Below are 16,372 nucleotides of genomic sequence, written 5' to 3' on the forward strand. Positions count from 1 at the left end.
CGGGGCCCGAACCCGACCGAGTCACCCGACTGATTCGAGCTCGGTCAGCGACGCCTCGAGACCGGCGAGGAGCCGTTGCAGATGCGGCACCGCGCGACGGCAGCCCACGATGCCGAAGTGCATCGACCCACCGGAACCGATGGTGGTGATGTTGAGCGCCTGACCGTCGAGCGGGATCGATGCGGGATAGACCGCCTCCAGCCGCACTCCGTCCCAGTACCGGGGCTTCTCCTCGCCCGGGACATTCGAGATGACGATATTGAACGGCGGTGTCGTGCCTTGCCTCCATGGCACCGACGGCAGCGCCACCCCGGCGACGTTCACCGCGGACAGCCCGAGCATCTGCAGTGGGGTCAGTTCGGCCATGGTCGACTTGGTTCGGGCCATCGACTCTTGATCCGCACCAGCCGCGCCTGCGGGTCGGGTTCCTCGGGTTCTCGACATCCCCGTGTTGAGGGTGGTTGACCACGTCGAGGGAACCAGGCGTCGAAGTGTTGCGTCCAAACCGAATGTCCGACCGAAACTCTCGTCCTTGGGGGGTGACAATGAGAGTGCGAAAACTGGCCACGATCGCCGCTGCGGGGATCCTGGTCGCCGTGCCCATCGGTGTCCTGGCCGCCCCGGCTACGGCCACCACCATGAACTGTATGTACACAGGGCCTGTCGTCGGTCACCCTGGTATGCAGTACATCTACTTAGCTAGTAACGATCGGATTTCGGCACTGCTTGACGCCTGACTCCATTCGGGCCGACGAGGCCTGATGCAAGGCCGCGCGCGATGGGTGCCGACGCCGATTGTTCGGTGGTTCGGCCGCGTTGATCGACGCATGAAACCTACTCGGGATTCGAACCCTTGGTAAAGGCGCCGCGCGGTCTCACGGCCGAACCACACTTCTGAGCTGCCACTTGACGATCTCTTCAGTACATCTGGCCCGCGAGGCCTTGTAGCAGACGGTGGGCGTCGGTGGCCGAAAGTGGCTGGGTGGGCCGATTTCAGTGCTACTCAGCCACTTTCAGGGGTTTCATTGATCGTGGTCCGAGCCCGCCCACACGACCGAACACCTCGCTGAACATGAGCTTGCAGCTCTGGGGAAGACAGGTGTCGTGTGGGTGCGCTGGGAGCGCGAACAACTCATCGGAGGCCAGCCCATAGAGGCTCGTAAGTAGGGCGTCGCGCGTTCTTGCCTGGGTCTTGTGACCTGCGGAAACAACCAAAAACTGGAGGGCAGATGAGTCGCTTTTGCGGGATCGACTGGGCCGAAGGTCATCACGACATCGCCATCGTCGTCGCCAAGCTGCGTCACCCCGGTCTGCGCCAGCTCGGGCTGGTCGAGCAGGCCATGGGCCGACAAGCCCTGGCGCTGCTCGCGACCCTCGACACTGCCTGCGCCGGCGCCGAGGACCTCGAGCAGGCTGCCGCCGAGGAGTTCCGCAAACACCCCGACCACGCGATCATCACCAGCTTCCCCGGCCTGGCCGACCTCACCGGTGCGCGCGTGCTGGCCGAGATCGGCGACGACCGCACCCGGTTCGCCGACGCCCGCGCGCTGAAGGCCTACGCCGGAACAGCTCCGGTTACCCGCGCCTCCGGGCGCAGCATCTCGATCACCTTCCGCCGGATCAAGAACGACCGCCTCGCCGCCGCGGGCTGGGTTTGGGGATTCTCCGCTGGCAGCAATCCAGGTCCGGCCCGAGAGCACTATCTACGGCGACGCGCCCATGGTGACCGCCACTCCGCCGCACTGCGCCACTTGGTGAACAAGATGCTCGGCCAGCTCTACTACTGCCTCGAGAATCGGCAGGAGTTCGACCCGGTCAAAGCCTTCGGACCGCCCGCGACGACCACCCCGGAACCCGCCGCTGTTTGACACTTGGAACCATCGGAGGTCTGCTACGTCCACCACGACAACGGCCGGAGGGAGGTCTTCTATGCACCCGGACCCGCAGGCAGGATCTGACCCGGTCGTTCATGTCATGCAGAATCCGCAGTTCGTGAACCAGGCTGACGGCACGGTGCGCGCCTACTACCCCGGCGACGACTGGTTCGTCGTCGGCACCGACCGGCAGGACGCGATCAGACTGCTGCACGCGGAGTTCGACCGTCGGATTCAGGACCCGGCATATGTCGCCGCGCACTGGGAACGCACCCGGCGCCACCGCGACGGCCTCGAAGTCACGCCAGGGTTCGAGGTCAGCGAGATCAGCCGCAGCGAATACGAGAACCGCACCAGCGGACTCGGTGACCAACTGCGCAGGCCCGCCAATCCGGACGACTGATCAGTCGCCGAGTCGGGCCGCGATGAACTCCTCGATGGGTCACGCCACCCTCTCTTGCTACAGCCCGCGCTCGCGGGCGAGCTGGCGGAAGTACTCGCGGCTCTTGCCGATGCACTAGCCATTGCCGTCGATGAATGCGTCACCCGCCGCCCGGCGGAACCTCGTCGCGAGACGATCGAACGCCACGGCGAGCTCGTCGCCCTCGATCACCTCGATATCGACGTCGAGCTGTGCCAACCACAGCGCGAGCCGGTCCGGGTCGTCGGAACCCAGTTCTACCCGGCAGGTGGACTCGTTCACCACCTCGATATCGACCGGGATGCGGATCTTCGCGGCGATCTCGGCGGCGGGAGCGGCCACGAGGACCCGGGCGCGGTACCTCCAGGTCCCCTTGCTGACACGTTTGACGACGTAGTCGACGACGTCGTCGCGCGGGAGCACGCGCGGCCGGAACCGCGCCCCCGTCGGTGTGGGCGCGACCATGCGGTCGACACGGAACACCCGCCAGTCCGCACGCTCGAGATCCCACGCCAGCAGGTACCACAGCGGCCCCCAGCTCACCAGCCGTTGCGGTTCGGTGTGGCGGGTGCTTTCGCTGCCCCCGGGCTTGGTGTATCCGAACCGGAGCCGTTCATGGCCGCGGATCGCGGCGGCGACCGCGCCGAGCACGGAGAGGTCGAGCGGCGGTCGTGCCCCTGGCACGACGCTCGTCGCCTCGCGGACCGCCTCGACGCGCCGACGCAGGCGAGCGGGCAGGACTTGCTCCAACTTCGCGAGCGCGGTGAGCGATGTCTCTTCGACCCCGAGCCGGTGGGTCGCGACCGCACCGAGTCCGACGGCGACGGCGACGGCCTCGTCGTCGTCGAGCAGCAGCGGCGGCATCGCCGCCCCGGCGGCCAGCCGGTACCCGCCCGCGACGCCGGGGCGTGCGTCCACGGGATAGCCCAGCGAGCGCAGCTTGCCGATGTCGGCCCGCACCGTCCTCGTGCTCACACCGAGACGGTCGGCGAGCTCGGAGCTCGTCCGGTCCCGCCCGAGCTGGAGCAACGACAGCAGTTCGAGCAGGCGGGCCGAGGTCTCCAACATGTTCTCGATCATTCCATTGATTGCGGAAGCTAACCTGCCGCATTATCCGGGAAGGTGTATGTCATGACCGAGAACAACGCGCTCACCCCCTTTCGCATCGACATCCCGCAGGCCGACGTCGACGACCTTCGCAGTCGGCTGACACACACGCGCTGGCCGAGCCCCGTGCCGGGCCGAGACGATCGCACCGACTTCAGCCGGGGCATCCCGCTGGTGTATCTGAAGGAACTCGCCGAGTACTGGCGCGACGGGTTCGACTGGCGTGCGCAGGAGGCGAAGCTCAACGAGTACGAACAGTTCACGACGGTCGTTGACGGTCAGACGTTCCACGTCGTCCACGCGCGATCAGGGAACCCGGAAGCCGCCCCGCTGATCCTGAACCACGGCTGGCCGGGCTCGTTCGTCGAGTACCAGCGACTCGTCCCACTACTGACCGACAGGTTCCATGTGGTCATTCCGTCGCTGCCCGGCTTCGGGTTCTCCACCCCGCTGTCAGGGACCGGCTGGGAACTGGCGCGGACGACGGAGGCATATGCCGAGATCATGACCCGTCTCGGCTACGAAAGGTTCGCGGCCCACGGCACCGACATCGGTTCGGGCGTCGCCATGCGCTTGGCGGCGCTCTATCCGGAGCGCGTCATCGGCACACACATTGGCTGCGACCCTCGGTGGCTCGGGTTGGTCGGCGACAAGTTCCCTTACCCCGACGGTCTGTCCGACGACGAGGTCGTCCAGATCGAGGCGGTGCGCATTGCGGATGCGGCCGATCGCGGGTATCTCGAGATGCAGAACCACCGTCCCGACACGATCGGCGCGGCGCTCACCGACTCGCCAGTCGGTCAGCTCGCGTGGATCGCCGAGAAGTTCAAGACCAAGGCCAGCGGCGACAACCGGACACCGGACGAGTCGGTCGACCGTGACCAGCTCCTCACCAACATCAGCCTGTACTGGTTCACCCGCAGCGGCGAGTCGAGCGCGCAGTTCTACTACGAGGGCGAGCACTCCGGGATCGACTTGCTCATGGCCTCCGGTGTGCCGTCGGGATGGGCCGTGTTCGACACCCATCCGCTCATGCGCCGCGCGATGGACCCGTACAAGGCGATCGGACACTGGAGCGAGTTCACCGAGGGCGGTCACTTCCCCGCAATGGAGGAGACGGAGCTGCTCGCGGACGACATCCACACCTTCTTCCGCAGCGTTTCCTGATTTCGCGTGGTTCCGGTCGTGACATCAGGTGTCCATCGATCGCGAGTTCGGGCATCGGTCGGGCCGCCCGCGGCCCGACCCTGATCGCGGAATTCGACACCACCTCGACCGGTGTGCGAAGAAGGGCCGGTCTCGCTGAGTTGCTCTGCCCTGGGCGGATTCGTCAGCTCGACTGTTGAGGCTTGCCGGCCGTCGCCGCAACGATGCCGGTTCTGTTCCGGTCGATGCGTGGACGGGCAGGGATGGGTTCGCGGTCGAGTTCGGTGGCGGTTGCCTCAACCGCCACCGAATCTCACAGTTGGACAGCGGAGTTCAGGCGCGGAACACCAGGGCCTGTGTCGAAGTCCCACTGGTGTTTCACGAAAGATGTCGAGTGCCCGGCTGCCTGGGTCATTGTTCTGCGTCGCGGACCAATAGCGCGATCTGTACCCGATTGCCGACGCCCAGCTTGGTGAACAAATTGCCGGTGTGCGCCTTGACGGTGGCGACGGTGACCTGTAATCGCGCGGCGACCTCCGGGTTGCCCAGCCCGTCCGCGATGGCCCGCGCGGTGTCGAGTTCGCGTTCGGACAGGGCCGCCAGTCGTTTCCGCGCGGCGTCGCGAGAGGCGCTTCGGGCTTCGGTGGAACCCGGCCCGGTGGCCGCGGCGATCACCCGCGCCGTGACCGTGGGGGACAGAACTGGGTTGCCGGCCGCGACGGTGCGCACCGCGTCGGCGATCCGCGCGGGCGGGGTGTCCTTGAGAACGAAGCCGAGCGCCCCGGCGCGTAGAGCACCGAGTACCAGCTCGTCGGCGTCGAAGGTGGTCAGCATGAGGACCGCTGGCGCGGCCGGTGCGGCGCTGAGGTACCGGGTGGTCTCGACGCCGTCGCGGCCGGGCATCCGCACATCCATCAGCACGACGTCCGGTCGCTGTTCGTCGACCACCTCGATCGCGGTGTCCCCGTCGGCGGCCTCCGCGACGACGGTCAGATCCGGCTCGCCGTCGATGACGAGTCGTAGCGCCATCCGCACCAGCTGGTCGTCGTCGACGATGACAACGCGCACCGTCTCCTGATCACTGTGCACTCATGCTCTTTTCTCGTGGTCGTCCTCCGGCCAGGGAAGGTGCGCGGTGAGAACGTACCCGTTGTCGGATGTGCGATGGTGGTCGAGAGTCCCGCCGGTGAGGGTGATCCGTTCGGCGAGGCCGAGGAGACCGAAACCCGAGGCCGGTGGCAGCGCGACGGCGGTGGCGGCCGCCGAATTACGGACGCTGACCTGCAGTTGGCTGCCGGGCGTCCCGTCCACGGTGATGTGGACCTGTGCAGCCGGGGCATGTTTCGCGGCGTTGGTCAGCCCTTCCTGAATGACCCGGTAGCCGGTCCGTCCTACGGTCTCGGGTGGGGTAGTGGTCACTGTGGTGGCGAGCGTGACGTCCAGGCCCGATGACCGGGCGTCGGCCACCAGCTCCGAGATCCGGTCAAGGGTGGGTTGTGGTGGTTCGGGGCGGTTGGAGTCGGCGCGAAGGACGCCGAGGACGTCGCGCAGTTCTTCCAGCGCTTGGCGGGAACCGTCGGTGATCCCGCGGATCAGCGTGCGCTTCTCCTCGGTCGAGAGGTCGTCACGGTGATCCAGGACGCCGGCTTGCATGGCGACCAGCGATATCCGGTGCGCGAGCACATCGTGCATTTCGCGGGCGATCCGGTTGCGTTCGGTGGCTTGTGCCTGCGCCGCCCGGGCGGCCTGTTCGCGTTCGGCGCTGGCGGCGCGGTCCCGCAGCGATCGCACTTCGACGCGACGGGCGTCGATGGCCACACCCGTCGCCACTGCGATCCCCGCGCTCGCCAGCGGCAGTGCGAGTTGCAGCCAGATCGGGACGGGCAGCGTGTCGATCCGGTAGAGGTCTTCGGCGAACTGCGCCGCGGTCACATACGCCACCACGACCGCACCGATCTCGACCGGACGGCGGCGAGTGGCCAGCGAACACAGTGCCAGCAGCGCGGCACCGGTGGCGAGCGCCGACGCGGCCGAGGCGATCACGACTGCCAGGGCGACGGTGAACGGGTACCGCCGCCGCCACAGCAGCACCGTCAGGCAGCCGAGTGCGATCAGCGGATCACCGGTGACGAACCAGGAACACGTATCGGCCGCGCAGCCCGCCGGCAGCGTCGCGGCGACAGAGAACCAGAAGGCCAGCCCGAGTACGGCGGCCGCCGTCAGCCGCCAGGTCTGCTGCCATGCCCCGAGTCGTGCGGCGTCGTCGGTGTCCACCCGGCCATTATCGCGACACCGACCGGCCGGAAGCAGCAACCCAGCGGCTGAGGTGGCCTCGACCCGGGTCGAATCGCCACCTCGACTTTTGTCGAACACGATTGCCGCCACCAGAGCGATGTGCCGACGGGGCGGGCTCGACAGACTCGTTGATGTACCAGCCGGACACGAGCGCCAGCGGACGGTTCGCTCGTGGTAGGCGCCATTTCGTCGGGGAGTAGCAGCGTATGAATCGACAACGGACCCGGAGCCTGCTGGCGGTGCTCGGTCTCACCGGAGCGCTGGCCGGGGCGCCCATCGTGGCCGCGGAGCCGGCCGAAGACCCTGCAGTGCAGGTGCGGTGGGGCGCATGTCCGGAGGGGGTCGAAGATCCCGCGGACGGGCCGGCTCGGTTGCACTGCGCCACCGTGTCGGCGCCCTTGAATTACCGCGAGCCCGAGGGCGCGCGAATCGAGATCATGATCTCCCGGCTGGCGAGCAACAGCCAGGACAAGCGTCGCGGAGTGTTGTTGCTCAATCCCGGTGGTCCGGGTGGTGCGGGGTTGGATCAGCCCAAGTTCCTGGCTGCTCAGGGACTGCCCGCCGATGTGCTGGACAGCTATGACGTGATCGGGATGGATACGCGCGGGGTAGGGCATTCGACACCGGTGAGCTGCGGGTTCACCGATGATCAGGCGTACTTCGGCAATATCCCGCCGTATGCGGTGAACGATGCGGCGATCACCGAGCGGGCACCGGTCGCCCAGGGAGTCGCCGAGCAGTGCGCGGCAAACGACCACGAGGGCCGGTTGCGGCACGTGTCGACGGCGAATATGGCCCGTGACCTGGACCGGATCCGGGCGGCGCTGGGTGAGGACAAGGTCAGCTTCCTCGGCTACTCCTACGGTACGGCGCTGGGCGCCGCCTATGCCTCGATGTTCCCGCAGCAGGCCGACCGCATCGTGCTCGACAGCAATATCGGCGACACCTACCTCGACCACGATGGGATGCGCCGGTACGGACGCGGAATGGAAGAGGCGTTTCCCGACTTCGCTGAATGGGCCGCCGGCCGCCACGACACCTACGGCCTGGGCGGCACACCGGAAGAGGTGCGGCGGACGTACTTCACCCTCGCCGAGCGACTCGACGCGAACCCGGTGGACGGGATGGACGGCAGCCTCTTCCGGTTCGGCACCTTCTTCACGCTCTATCGCCCGGCGTTGTACGCGCCGGCGGCCGAGAGCTGGAAATCGCTGCTCGAAACCGGACGTCCCGGGCCAGGGGGCGGCCGCCCGCCGGGTACCGGGGCACCTTCGCCGAACGACAACGCCTGGTCGGTTTTTCTGGCTGTGACCTGCAACGATGCCGAATGGCCGGAGGACATCCAGACCTACCACCGTGCTGTCGCCGAGGACCGGGAACGGTACCCCCTCTACGGCGCGGCCGCCTCGAACCTCATGCCCTGCGCCTACTGGAAGCTGGGGCCGTCCGAGCCGCCGGTGCGGATCGATGACACCGGACCGGCCGATGTGCTGATCGTGCAGAATCAGCGCGACCCGGTCACCCCGCTACGCGGCGGCGAGCTGCTCGATGAGAAGTTCGGTGGGCGGTCCCGGTTGGTCACCGTCGACGGGAGTGGGCACGGGGTCTATGTTCTCGGCACCAACCCCTGCGCCTCCGACGTCGTCACCGGCTACCTGGTGAACGGCACCATGCCCGAACATGACCTGACCTGCCGCGCGGGCTAGCAGGCGCGTGACGAACGCCGCCGCATGAGCGCAGCGGGCCAGGCCACAGCACGTGGGGCGGATCGTGCTGCCGGACAACAGCATTCCTCGCAATGTAGCCAAGTGCTGCTGGAATATTGGAGCGCATCTGATAGCTGGGTCACCCTGATACTGCGGGTGAGTCCTGGCTCGGCAGGAAGTCGATGGACCTCCCGTCGTGGTCGCGGGAAGAATGTGTTCATGAGCAACCCAATTCTCCGTCCAGCGCTGGACGAGTAGTCATCGACCGCGGGACATGCTCACGGCTATGAGCCGCATCTCTCGACGGTGCCCGTCATCCTCACCTCGCCGCACCGATCACTACGCCAGAGCGGTCTGTGTGACGCTCGTGTGCCATCATCGCAACAGGGAGCCGAACGGCCCCATGAAATTCGATGTGAGGTCGATAATTCGCACGCCGTCGAGGGGCCTGGTCATTGTGGTTCTCCCTGCTCCATCCGGTCCCGAAGTGGAACTCGCGCACGCGGTCCAATTGACTGTTCATGAAGCGCAGGTTCGGGATGCTCGAATTGATGATTCGGATGCCGGGCATCGAACATGCAGTTTCGAAGATTGTCAACAGGACGGAACGCCAACGAAGCCGCTGTAGTGCTGTCCGCCTGACATGCTGTCCCGAGAGCTGTTCGGCGGCGCTGTTGCTCAGCTGATTGTCGAGAAAGAGCTCGCCGACAAGGAACGCCACGCAGTCGATCGCCGTGGACTCCCAGTTCGTCTGTGTATTTTCGTGCTGACCGCCGCAGTCGCAGTTTCGGTGCTGACGGTCTTGGCAGTGGGGTAGACGCAGCCGGGCGGACCCTGCCTGGATCTCGTTGTGACTGGGGCCGTTCAGGATCCGCGTTGTCGGGTTTGGGGTCCTGTGGACCCTTCGCTGAGAGACAACCGCGCCCCGGTGCCATCGAATGTGTCGGTGACATCCGGGGCGCGGAAGGGTGAATCAGCCCAGGTCCGGGTGGCCGACCCACTCGATGATCGTCCAGCCCTTCTGCGGGCTGCCCTCGAGGACGACGCGGCCGCCGTTGCGCACCGGATCGGTGCCGAGTTTGTTCGGGTCGGCGTTGTCGGCGTTCATCATCGACCAGAACATGATGGTGCCGCCGTGCGAGAAGATCACCGGGTTGGCGCAGCCGCGGCGCTGCACATCGAGCAGTGCCTGATCGACGCGGCTGTCGAACTCGTTGCCGTCGATGGAGCCTGGAATCCGGGCGTTCAGGTCGCCGGAGAGCCACTTGATCGGCGCCTGTAGGTATCCGGACAGCGCCTGGTCCTCCGGGGTGCCCTCGTAGTCGCCTGCCTCGATCTCCCGGAAACCGGGCTGAATGTCGAGGCTCAGGTCCTGCTCGGCGACGGTCGGTGCCGCAGTCTGCTCGGTACGCACCATGTTGGACGCGAAGGCGCAGTCGTACTTCTTGTCGGCCAACTGGATGGCCAGATTGTCTGCTTGCGTCCGGCCGCGGGAGGTCAGGTCGGGTCCGGGCACCTTGGTGTCGATCAGGCCGGAGGCGTTGCCGGCGGACTCGGCATGGCGCACCAGGGTGATGACCATGTCGCCGGAGCTGCTGCCGGAGCTTCCGAAGTCGATATCGGCGGACGCGACGCCGGTGGTGGCGGTGGTGGCCGCGACCGCGGCCGCCATCACCGTAAAGGACAATCGAAGAGATCGGATTCGCATGGGTGGGAATGCCTTTCATCGTGGCGAACGCCACTTCAGGGATGCCGAAGAACCGGAATTTGAGGTGGCGTGTCTCACAGAATCAGTTATTTGCCCCAATCGAATGCGGGGTATCCCATTCATCGGGACCTTTCGCGCATTGGACCGCGCGCAGGCGAAACCACCGGTAGCGGAGGTGCGAGCGGCATGCCGATTGACGCGACCCGCTCACCCGGCCGTTTCGGTGCCGCCGATCCCGTCAGGCGAGCCCCGAACTCCGACGACAACGCGGCCCACCGAGTGTGCTGTCTGCCGGAATCAACGCTTGACGGGCAGATCGTGCACGACGACCGCATGGGTTCATCTGCCTCGGCGCGGCGATCATCGGCCGGCGGACCGCGACCTCGCGGCGTGCGCGGGAGCCGGAGCGCTCAGTAACCCAGAAGTGATAGGCCTTCACGTGATCATCAGCGCGGGACGCGGGTCAAACGTGTCCATCACCCGGGGTCGAGGCCCGAGGTGGCCGCAGCGAGGGTGAACAGACGATCGACTGCGGTCCGAGCTTCGGTCGCGACTCGTCGGCTGTCCGGAGGGGCTTCGCCGAGGAGGACCCGGATCTGCCAATCTCGGATTACCAGACCGTAGAAGAGCTGGAAGGTTTCGGCGGGATCGGCTTCGGCCGCCAGCACGCCCTCTCGGATCAAGCGGGTCAGATACTGCTCGACCAGTGGCCCGGTGGTGTGCCGTCCGTGTTGTAGGAGCAGGGCTGCGAGTTCCGGATTGGTCATCGCTGCTCGATTCAGCGCTACCGATGCTCGCCCGACCAGCAGAGTCAGGAGATTGGTGGCGATCCCGGTCAGAGTCTCACGAGGGTCGGCCGCTTGTTCGAGCGCGGCGGCGACCGCAGTGTTCGTGCGGTCGGATTGTCGTTCGATGAGGGCTGCCAGTAGCCCTTGGCGACTACCGAACCAGGTGTAGAGGCTCTCTTTCGAACTGCCCACACGGGTCGCCACCGCCTGCATCGTCGTGCCGTCCGCGCCGTCAGCGATCAGCAAATCCAAGGCCGCGTCCAGCGCCGCGCCTCGACGATGGGCTTGCTCCCCTGAACGGGGACGTCCACGTCTGCGACCAGTGGACGGCGGTGGCGAGGTCACAGATTGACTCCTGGACATTAATCGAACCTGTACGTACGATTTTAAACGTACCTTCTAGTTCGATTATATCGGAGTTAGCATGCCCCACTTCGTCACAACGCCGACCGCCCCCGCGACCGCGGCTACGGGGGTGGACCGGCGGATGGTGCTGACGCGCACCTGGTTGCTCGGCACCGCCACGGTGACAACCGGATTGATGGCCGGGTTCTTCTACACCTATTCGTGTTCGGTGATGCTGGGCTTGGATCTGGTAGGGGACCGGGCGTTCATCGACACGATGCAGTCGATCAATGCCACCGTGCGCAACCCGTGGTTCGGGATCAGCTTCTTCGGGGCTCTCCTGCTCACGGCGGCGAGCGTGCTCGTGCTGTTGCACCGGTCGGTTCGTAGCGTGTTTCCGTGGGCTGTGGCTGGTTTCGTGCTGTATCTGATCGCGTTCGGGATCACCATGGGGATCAGCGTGCCGCTCAATGAGGAGTTGGCCGCGGCAGGTGATCCCGATGCTGTCACCGACCCGGCCGCGGTGCGCGCCGCCTATGAGGGCGACTGGAATACCTGGAACCTGAACCGTACGCTCGCCGCGATCGCGGCATTTGCCTGCATGATTCGCGCGCTGATCGTGCACAGCCGTGCGAGCGCAACACCGGATGCGCACCGCGATGCGGCAGTCTAGGACGACCCGACTCATTCCCGGCAATCGCGGACTTCGAAGCCGACCGCGACCGCCACATCGCATTGACAGAGCTCGACTCCGAACACGGGAAGGAACCGCGGAAGGCCTTGGACTGCTGTGCGTGGCCGATCGCAACTGCTGGTCCAAGACCGGCACGGCCCATTCGAGGCGCTCACCGAAGTCGAGTCAGCGCTCATGGAGTGATGGTTCGCTCGACCCGCCGTCGCTCGTGCGGGTAGGAGAGTGCGGTGAACTTCCGAGCCATTGCCTGTGGCGTCCGGTTGATTGCCAGGGATTATCGCTCCCGGTCGACGAGGGAAACGTCCGTAGGGTCGTGGGGCATGAGTATTCGTCTCGGATATCAGATGCCCTATTTCGGCTACGCGGCCTCGCCGCGCGAGCTGTTCCCGCAGGTCATCGCGCAGGCGCAGGAGGCGGAGGCGGCCGGATTCGACGCTGTGCTCCTCATGGACCACTTCTATCAGGTCTATGGGCAGCCCGAGGACTGGATGCTCGAGGCCTACACTGCCCTGGCCGGGCTGGCCACCGTCACCGAGCGAATCCAGCTGGCCACCCTGATGACCTGCAACACGTACCGAAATCCGGCGCTGCTGGCCAAGATCGTCACGACGCTGGACGTGATCAGCGGCGGCCGCGCGGCCCTCGGCATCGGCGCGGGCTGGTTCGAGCAGGAGCACATCGGCTACGGCTTCGAATACGGTAGCTTCACCGAGCGGTTCCAGCGGCTGGACGAAGCCCTGCAGATCATCTCGCCGATGCTGCGCGGGCAACGGCCAACCTTCCAGGGCAAGTGGTACCGCGCTGAGAACGCGATCAACGAGCCGCAGGTGCGCGCCGACCTGCCGATCCTGCTCGGCGGCGGAGGCGAGAAAAGAACCTTCGGCCTGGCCGCGCGGTACGCGGACCATCTGAACATCCTCTGCCACACCACCGACCTGCCACACAAATTGACCACATTGCGCCAGCGCTGTGAGGAGGCCGGGCGCGACCCACAGACCCTGGAGACCAGCGTTCGAGCCGTGGTCGTCGTCGACGAGGATGGTGACCGGGCGCGCAGGCTGGCGCGGGAGTTCGTGCAGCGGGATCTCGTGGTGGTGATCTCGCCGGACAGTGTGTTCGCCGGCGCCCCCGACGACGTGGCCGAGCAGGTCCAGCGCCGCATCCTGGATCACGGGGTCGACGGCATCATCGTGAACATGGTCGCCAACGGTCACGAGCCGGGCATCCTCGAACTGGCAGGCAAGGCGCTGAGACCGCTGGTGCACCGCTGAGGCGCGACTGTTGCGCCATACCCGCGGCGGACCACGTTGCTGACCGCCTCGCGCAGGACCGCTTCGACGTGGTCGGACAGCGGCGGTGCCAGCACGGTGACCGGTCCGGCGAGGCGACGGTTGTGCGCAGCCCGGTGTCAGCGTCGACAACCGGATCGGCTGGGGCTCCTGGATGAGGACACCGAGCACGCCGTGTCCGCTCGGTAGATCACCGATGAGCACCCGGGCCCGGTCGTCGATGCTTCGTACACGAACGCGGAGATTGGGCGCTGGTTCTGTCGGGTGCCGTTGCCGTCGGGGTACAGGGCGAAAGCCCAAATCCAATGGCCGTCTGTCGAGTTGAACACCAGTGCGCGAGCAGGGTCGAGGATGGCCACGCGCATGGTCGGCCCATTGTCGCCGAGCGTGAAAGTATCACCGACGGAGAGGTTTTGGAACTCGGGCATGATGTCGTCGGCACTGTGCAAGTTCAGTCCGAGGAGGTTTCGATCCAGTCGTAGGTGTAGGCGCCGCCGCGGCCGGGACCGAATTGGGCCAGCCACGGCCAGATCGCGGCCGCGTCGACATCGATGGTCACGGCGCGAGTGGAAACGATGTCGGCTCGGGGCAGGAGGTCGTCACCGGGCATCTCGCGGGTTGCTCCTTCCGGTGTCGCTCCCCAGTTCAAGCACCGTTCGCGGAGCAGGTATCGGTAGCCCATGACCGACGAAAGCGGCGCCGAGTCCTGTCGCGAATGCCGTTGTCTTCTTCACAGCGCATCCTCCATAACGATCCCTACCCCGCCGGTCGGCGGGGTAGGTGGCCGATGCCACAGATCAACGGCGGGGTTCACCGCGGTATCAGGGCTGGACGACACTGGCCGGAGCGTGCGGCAGCGCGAGGGCATCGCCGATTCTGGTGGACCACTCGCGCACGGCCTGCCAGTCACGCAGGTCGCCGTAGCGAGCCCCTCCGAGCATCCGGTACATGGTCCTGGCTCGCCACGAGACGCCCTCGCGTTCGTACCGTCCGGCGAAGGGGATGTAGTCGTGTGGGTGCAGCATGCCGAGCACCGCGGCGATCTTGCGCGGGACCTGACGGCCCGCCCAGCGCCCGAGCGGTCCGCGCAGTGCCGGGCCGAGCCCGACGCTGAACAGCCAGACGTCCTTGCCCGCCAACGTGTTCAGGTTGTGGCGAAGGTAGGCGGTGGCTTCGGGGAGCAGGTCCATGTCGTGGATCGCGCTGCCGATGACCACGGTGTCGATGGTGGACAGATCGGGCGCGTGTGCGATGTCGTGCAGTGCGGCTGTGGCACCGCGTGCTACCAGGTTGTCGCAGAGGAATTCCGCGATGTCACGGGTCGAGCCCTGGGCGGTGGCGTACAGGACGGCGATACGGGGCGAGGAACTCGTAGTCATGGTGTCAGCGTCGCTCGAGACGACGGTCGCCGATCAGAGGCGGGATGCCTCCAATCGAAGGACCAAGGGCCTCACCGGGACATACCGTGACCACGGTCGGCAACGCCTCCACCACCGCGGCGAGGGGCCTGCCACTGAGAGCCGGTGGTGCGGATTCGGTAGCAGCGCACCGGCATGACGTTCGTACGGCGGAACGGGGATTTCGGTAGGCCGAACTACCCGGCAAGGATCTCGAGATGTTTGACGATTGTGGCGAGCGGTGGCAGGGCGCGATGCGCGCCGAGCCGGTCCTGGGCCGTTCACCCGCGCTGGGCGATTCCGCTGCCGAGGTCGAAGTGGATGCCGGCTCCGAGCATTGTGGTGGCGGGCAGGCCGATCATGGCGCGGAACGATTCGCTGAAGTGGGAGGGGGTGGCGAAGCCCGCGTCGATGGCGGAGCGAGTGAGGTCGTGGCCGTTGACGGCGTTGGTGATCGCGGTGACCATGCGGTTCCAGCGTTGGTAGCCGCGGAAGGTGGTTCCGCAGTGTTGGGTGAACAGGTGCAGGAAGTGGCCGGTGGACAGGCCGAGGTTCGCGGCGATCTGGTCGGCGCGCAAAGCGTTGGCGGGCTGGTCGCGGATTGCGGCGGTGAGCCTGGCGATGCGTGCGTCGGTGCCGAGGTGCGGGCCCGCGATCGCGCGATGGTAGAGCAGATCAGGGTCGACGACGGGTTCGCCGCACAGCTCGACCAGTTCGCGCTCGCGCCGGTGGCTGAGGCCGAAAGTGCCTTCCGCAGCGGTCATCTCGTCGGCGATCATGGTCGCGGGCGCACTCGACGGGTCGATGAACAGCACCAGAATCCACCCCTGCGTGGCAACGACACGGTGGGGAGTGCGGGCTGGCGCGAAGGAGCTGCCGGTGCGAATCAGACCGCGGGCGGTGTGCACGATCAGCGGCCCGTCCAGGCCGACGGTGAGCATCGCGACCGGCGGCGCGTGCGTATCGGGCCGCAGGTCCGGTCCGACGTACCCGATGTGCCCCGGCCGTGCCCACGCGGTCGGCATCCGCGCGGAACCGCGGATCTTCGGATGGACGTCGTGGCTCACCCGTACCAGGGTATCGACGTGTCGCCGGGTGCGCCGCGAACAGTGATTCGGATCAGCGCCTCGGTGGTCGTCATCCGCGATCGGCGACTTCTCGAAGACGGGGGACAGAGGCGAGGGGTTGGGGGGGTGTATTCGTGCCGGGGCGGGCGCAGGACAGCGTCGGCTTCACCGGCTTCGACGCTCTTGTCGTCTTTCCTGACGAGAAATGGGGTCGGTGGCGTGACCTTCGGCTCTCCCTGACGGGCCGGACCCGCGCGACGATCGGACCATGACCCACGATCCCGCCAACGTCAACGCCATTGCCGGGCTCGCCGTGACGGTTGTCCTGACCGGCGTCGCTCAGGCAGGCATTCGGCGCCGCGATGTCGGCCGCTGACCGCGGGCGCGAGCCAGGGCGTGTCAGGGTTTGGCTCGACCGCGCGGAGGAATCGAAGAGTAGTTCGGTCGTTCGGCGGCGTACCTTCGCCTCCAACCGCCACCGATCCTCACGCGAGAGTATGGATGCGACGGCCACGCCACCGCGTGTGCCACGGCG

At 66.6% G+C, this 16,372-nt stretch carries 15 protein-coding genes; 6 read left to right on the forward strand and 9 right to left on the reverse strand.

Annotation, left to right across the window (positions count from 1 at the left end):
• Window positions 1–21 precede the first annotated feature (21 nt).
• A complete protein-coding gene (locus tag BOX37_RS12620) occupies window positions 22–387 on the reverse strand; it encodes a WS/DGAT domain-containing protein (RefSeq protein ID WP_071927820.1) in 366 nt (121 codons plus the stop codon).
• Between the two features lie 842 nt (window positions 388–1,229).
• Here BOX37_RS12620 and BOX37_RS12630 point away from each other — a divergent pair.
• Together BOX37_RS12630 and BOX37_RS12635 are read left to right on the forward strand one after the other, a co-directional pair.
• Window positions 1,230–1,868, forward strand: a complete 639-nt coding sequence (locus tag BOX37_RS12630) for a transposase (RefSeq protein ID WP_240505322.1) — start codon at window positions 1,230–1,232, stop codon at window positions 1,866–1,868.
• A gap of 106 nt (window positions 1,869–1,974) precedes the next feature.
• A complete protein-coding gene (locus BOX37_RS12635; RefSeq protein ID WP_071927822.1) occupies window positions 1,975–2,277 on the forward strand; it encodes a hypothetical protein in 303 nt (100 codons plus the stop codon).
• Between the two features lie 114 nt (window positions 2,278–2,391).
• Here the strand turns inward: BOX37_RS12635 and BOX37_RS12640 are convergent, their stop codons facing one another.
• Window positions 2,392–3,363: a helix-turn-helix transcriptional regulator gene (locus BOX37_RS12640; RefSeq protein WP_071931435.1), complete on the reverse strand. Its 972-nt coding sequence runs from the start codon at window positions 3,361–3,363 to the stop codon at window positions 2,392–2,394.
• A 63-nt stretch (window positions 3,364–3,426) separates the two neighbouring features.
• On the opposite strand from BOX37_RS12640, the gene BOX37_RS12645 reads away from it, so the two are divergent.
• Window positions 3,427–4,569, forward strand: coding sequence for an epoxide hydrolase family protein (locus tag BOX37_RS12645; RefSeq protein ID WP_071931436.1), 1,143 nt, complete (start codon window positions 3,427–3,429; stop codon window positions 4,567–4,569).
• 390 nt (window positions 4,570–4,959) lie between these two features.
• On the opposite strand, the gene BOX37_RS12650 is transcribed toward BOX37_RS12645, so the two are convergent.
• Window positions 4,960–5,637 (reverse strand): response regulator, encoded by a 678-nt coding sequence (locus BOX37_RS12650; RefSeq protein WP_071927823.1) that lies wholly within the window; start codon window positions 5,635–5,637, stop codon window positions 4,960–4,962.
• A complete protein-coding gene (locus tag BOX37_RS12655) occupies window positions 5,638–6,822 on the reverse strand; it encodes a sensor histidine kinase (RefSeq protein WP_071927824.1) in 1,185 nt (394 codons plus the stop codon). It abuts the gene before it with no gap.
• 227 nt (window positions 6,823–7,049) lie between these two features.
• Between BOX37_RS12655 and BOX37_RS12660 the strand changes: the two genes are divergently transcribed.
• A complete protein-coding gene (locus BOX37_RS12660) occupies window positions 7,050–8,549 on the forward strand; it encodes an alpha/beta hydrolase (RefSeq protein ID WP_071927825.1) in 1,500 nt (499 codons plus the stop codon).
• 973 nt (window positions 8,550–9,522) lie between these two features.
• Here the strand turns inward: BOX37_RS12660 and BOX37_RS12665 are convergent.
• Complete coding sequence (locus BOX37_RS12665) at window positions 9,523–10,221, reverse strand: histidine phosphatase family protein (RefSeq protein WP_240505324.1); 699 nt, start codon at window positions 10,219–10,221, stop codon at window positions 9,523–9,525.
• Window positions 10,222–10,733: 512 nt separating this feature from the next.
• Window positions 10,734–11,408 carry a TetR/AcrR family transcriptional regulator gene (locus BOX37_RS12670; protein WP_276207251.1) on the reverse strand — a complete coding sequence of 225 codons (675 nt, stop codon included), beginning with the start codon at window positions 11,406–11,408 and terminating at the stop codon, window positions 10,734–10,736.
• Window positions 11,409–11,532: 124 nt separating this feature from the next.
• Between BOX37_RS12670 and BOX37_RS12675 the strand changes: the two genes are divergently transcribed.
• On the forward strand, window positions 11,533–12,063 hold the full coding sequence (locus tag BOX37_RS12675; RefSeq protein WP_071931440.1) for an anthrone oxygenase family protein: 531 nt from the start codon (window positions 11,533–11,535) through the stop codon (window positions 12,061–12,063).
• A gap of 341 nt (window positions 12,064–12,404) precedes the next feature.
• Entirely contained in the window at window positions 12,405–13,355 is a 951-nt protein-coding gene (locus BOX37_RS12680) for an LLM class F420-dependent oxidoreductase (protein WP_071927827.1), read from the forward strand.
• Window positions 13,356–13,824: 469 nt separating this feature from the next.
• Here BOX37_RS12680 and BOX37_RS12690 read toward each other — a convergent pair whose 3' ends face one another.
• The 3 genes from BOX37_RS12690 to BOX37_RS12700 form a co-directional block, all read right to left on the reverse strand.
• On the reverse strand, window positions 13,825–13,983 hold the full coding sequence (locus BOX37_RS12690; RefSeq protein ID WP_156910370.1) for a hypothetical protein: 159 nt from the start codon (window positions 13,981–13,983) through the stop codon (window positions 13,825–13,827).
• A gap of 211 nt (window positions 13,984–14,194) precedes the next feature.
• Window positions 14,195–14,752 carry a flavodoxin domain-containing protein gene (locus BOX37_RS12695; RefSeq protein WP_071927830.1) on the reverse strand — a complete coding sequence of 186 codons (558 nt, stop codon included), beginning with the start codon at window positions 14,750–14,752 and terminating at the stop codon, window positions 14,195–14,197.
• Between the two features lie 299 nt (window positions 14,753–15,051).
• Window positions 15,052–15,837, reverse strand: a complete 786-nt coding sequence (locus tag BOX37_RS12700) for a helix-turn-helix domain-containing protein (RefSeq protein ID WP_084759578.1) — start codon at window positions 15,835–15,837, stop codon at window positions 15,052–15,054.
• Between the last annotated feature and the right edge of the window lie 535 nt (window positions 15,838–16,372).

Origin of the sequence: Nocardia mangyaensis, assembly GCF_001886715.1 — a bacterium.
GTDB lineage: Bacteria > Actinomycetota > Actinomycetes > Mycobacteriales > Mycobacteriaceae > Nocardia > Nocardia mangyaensis.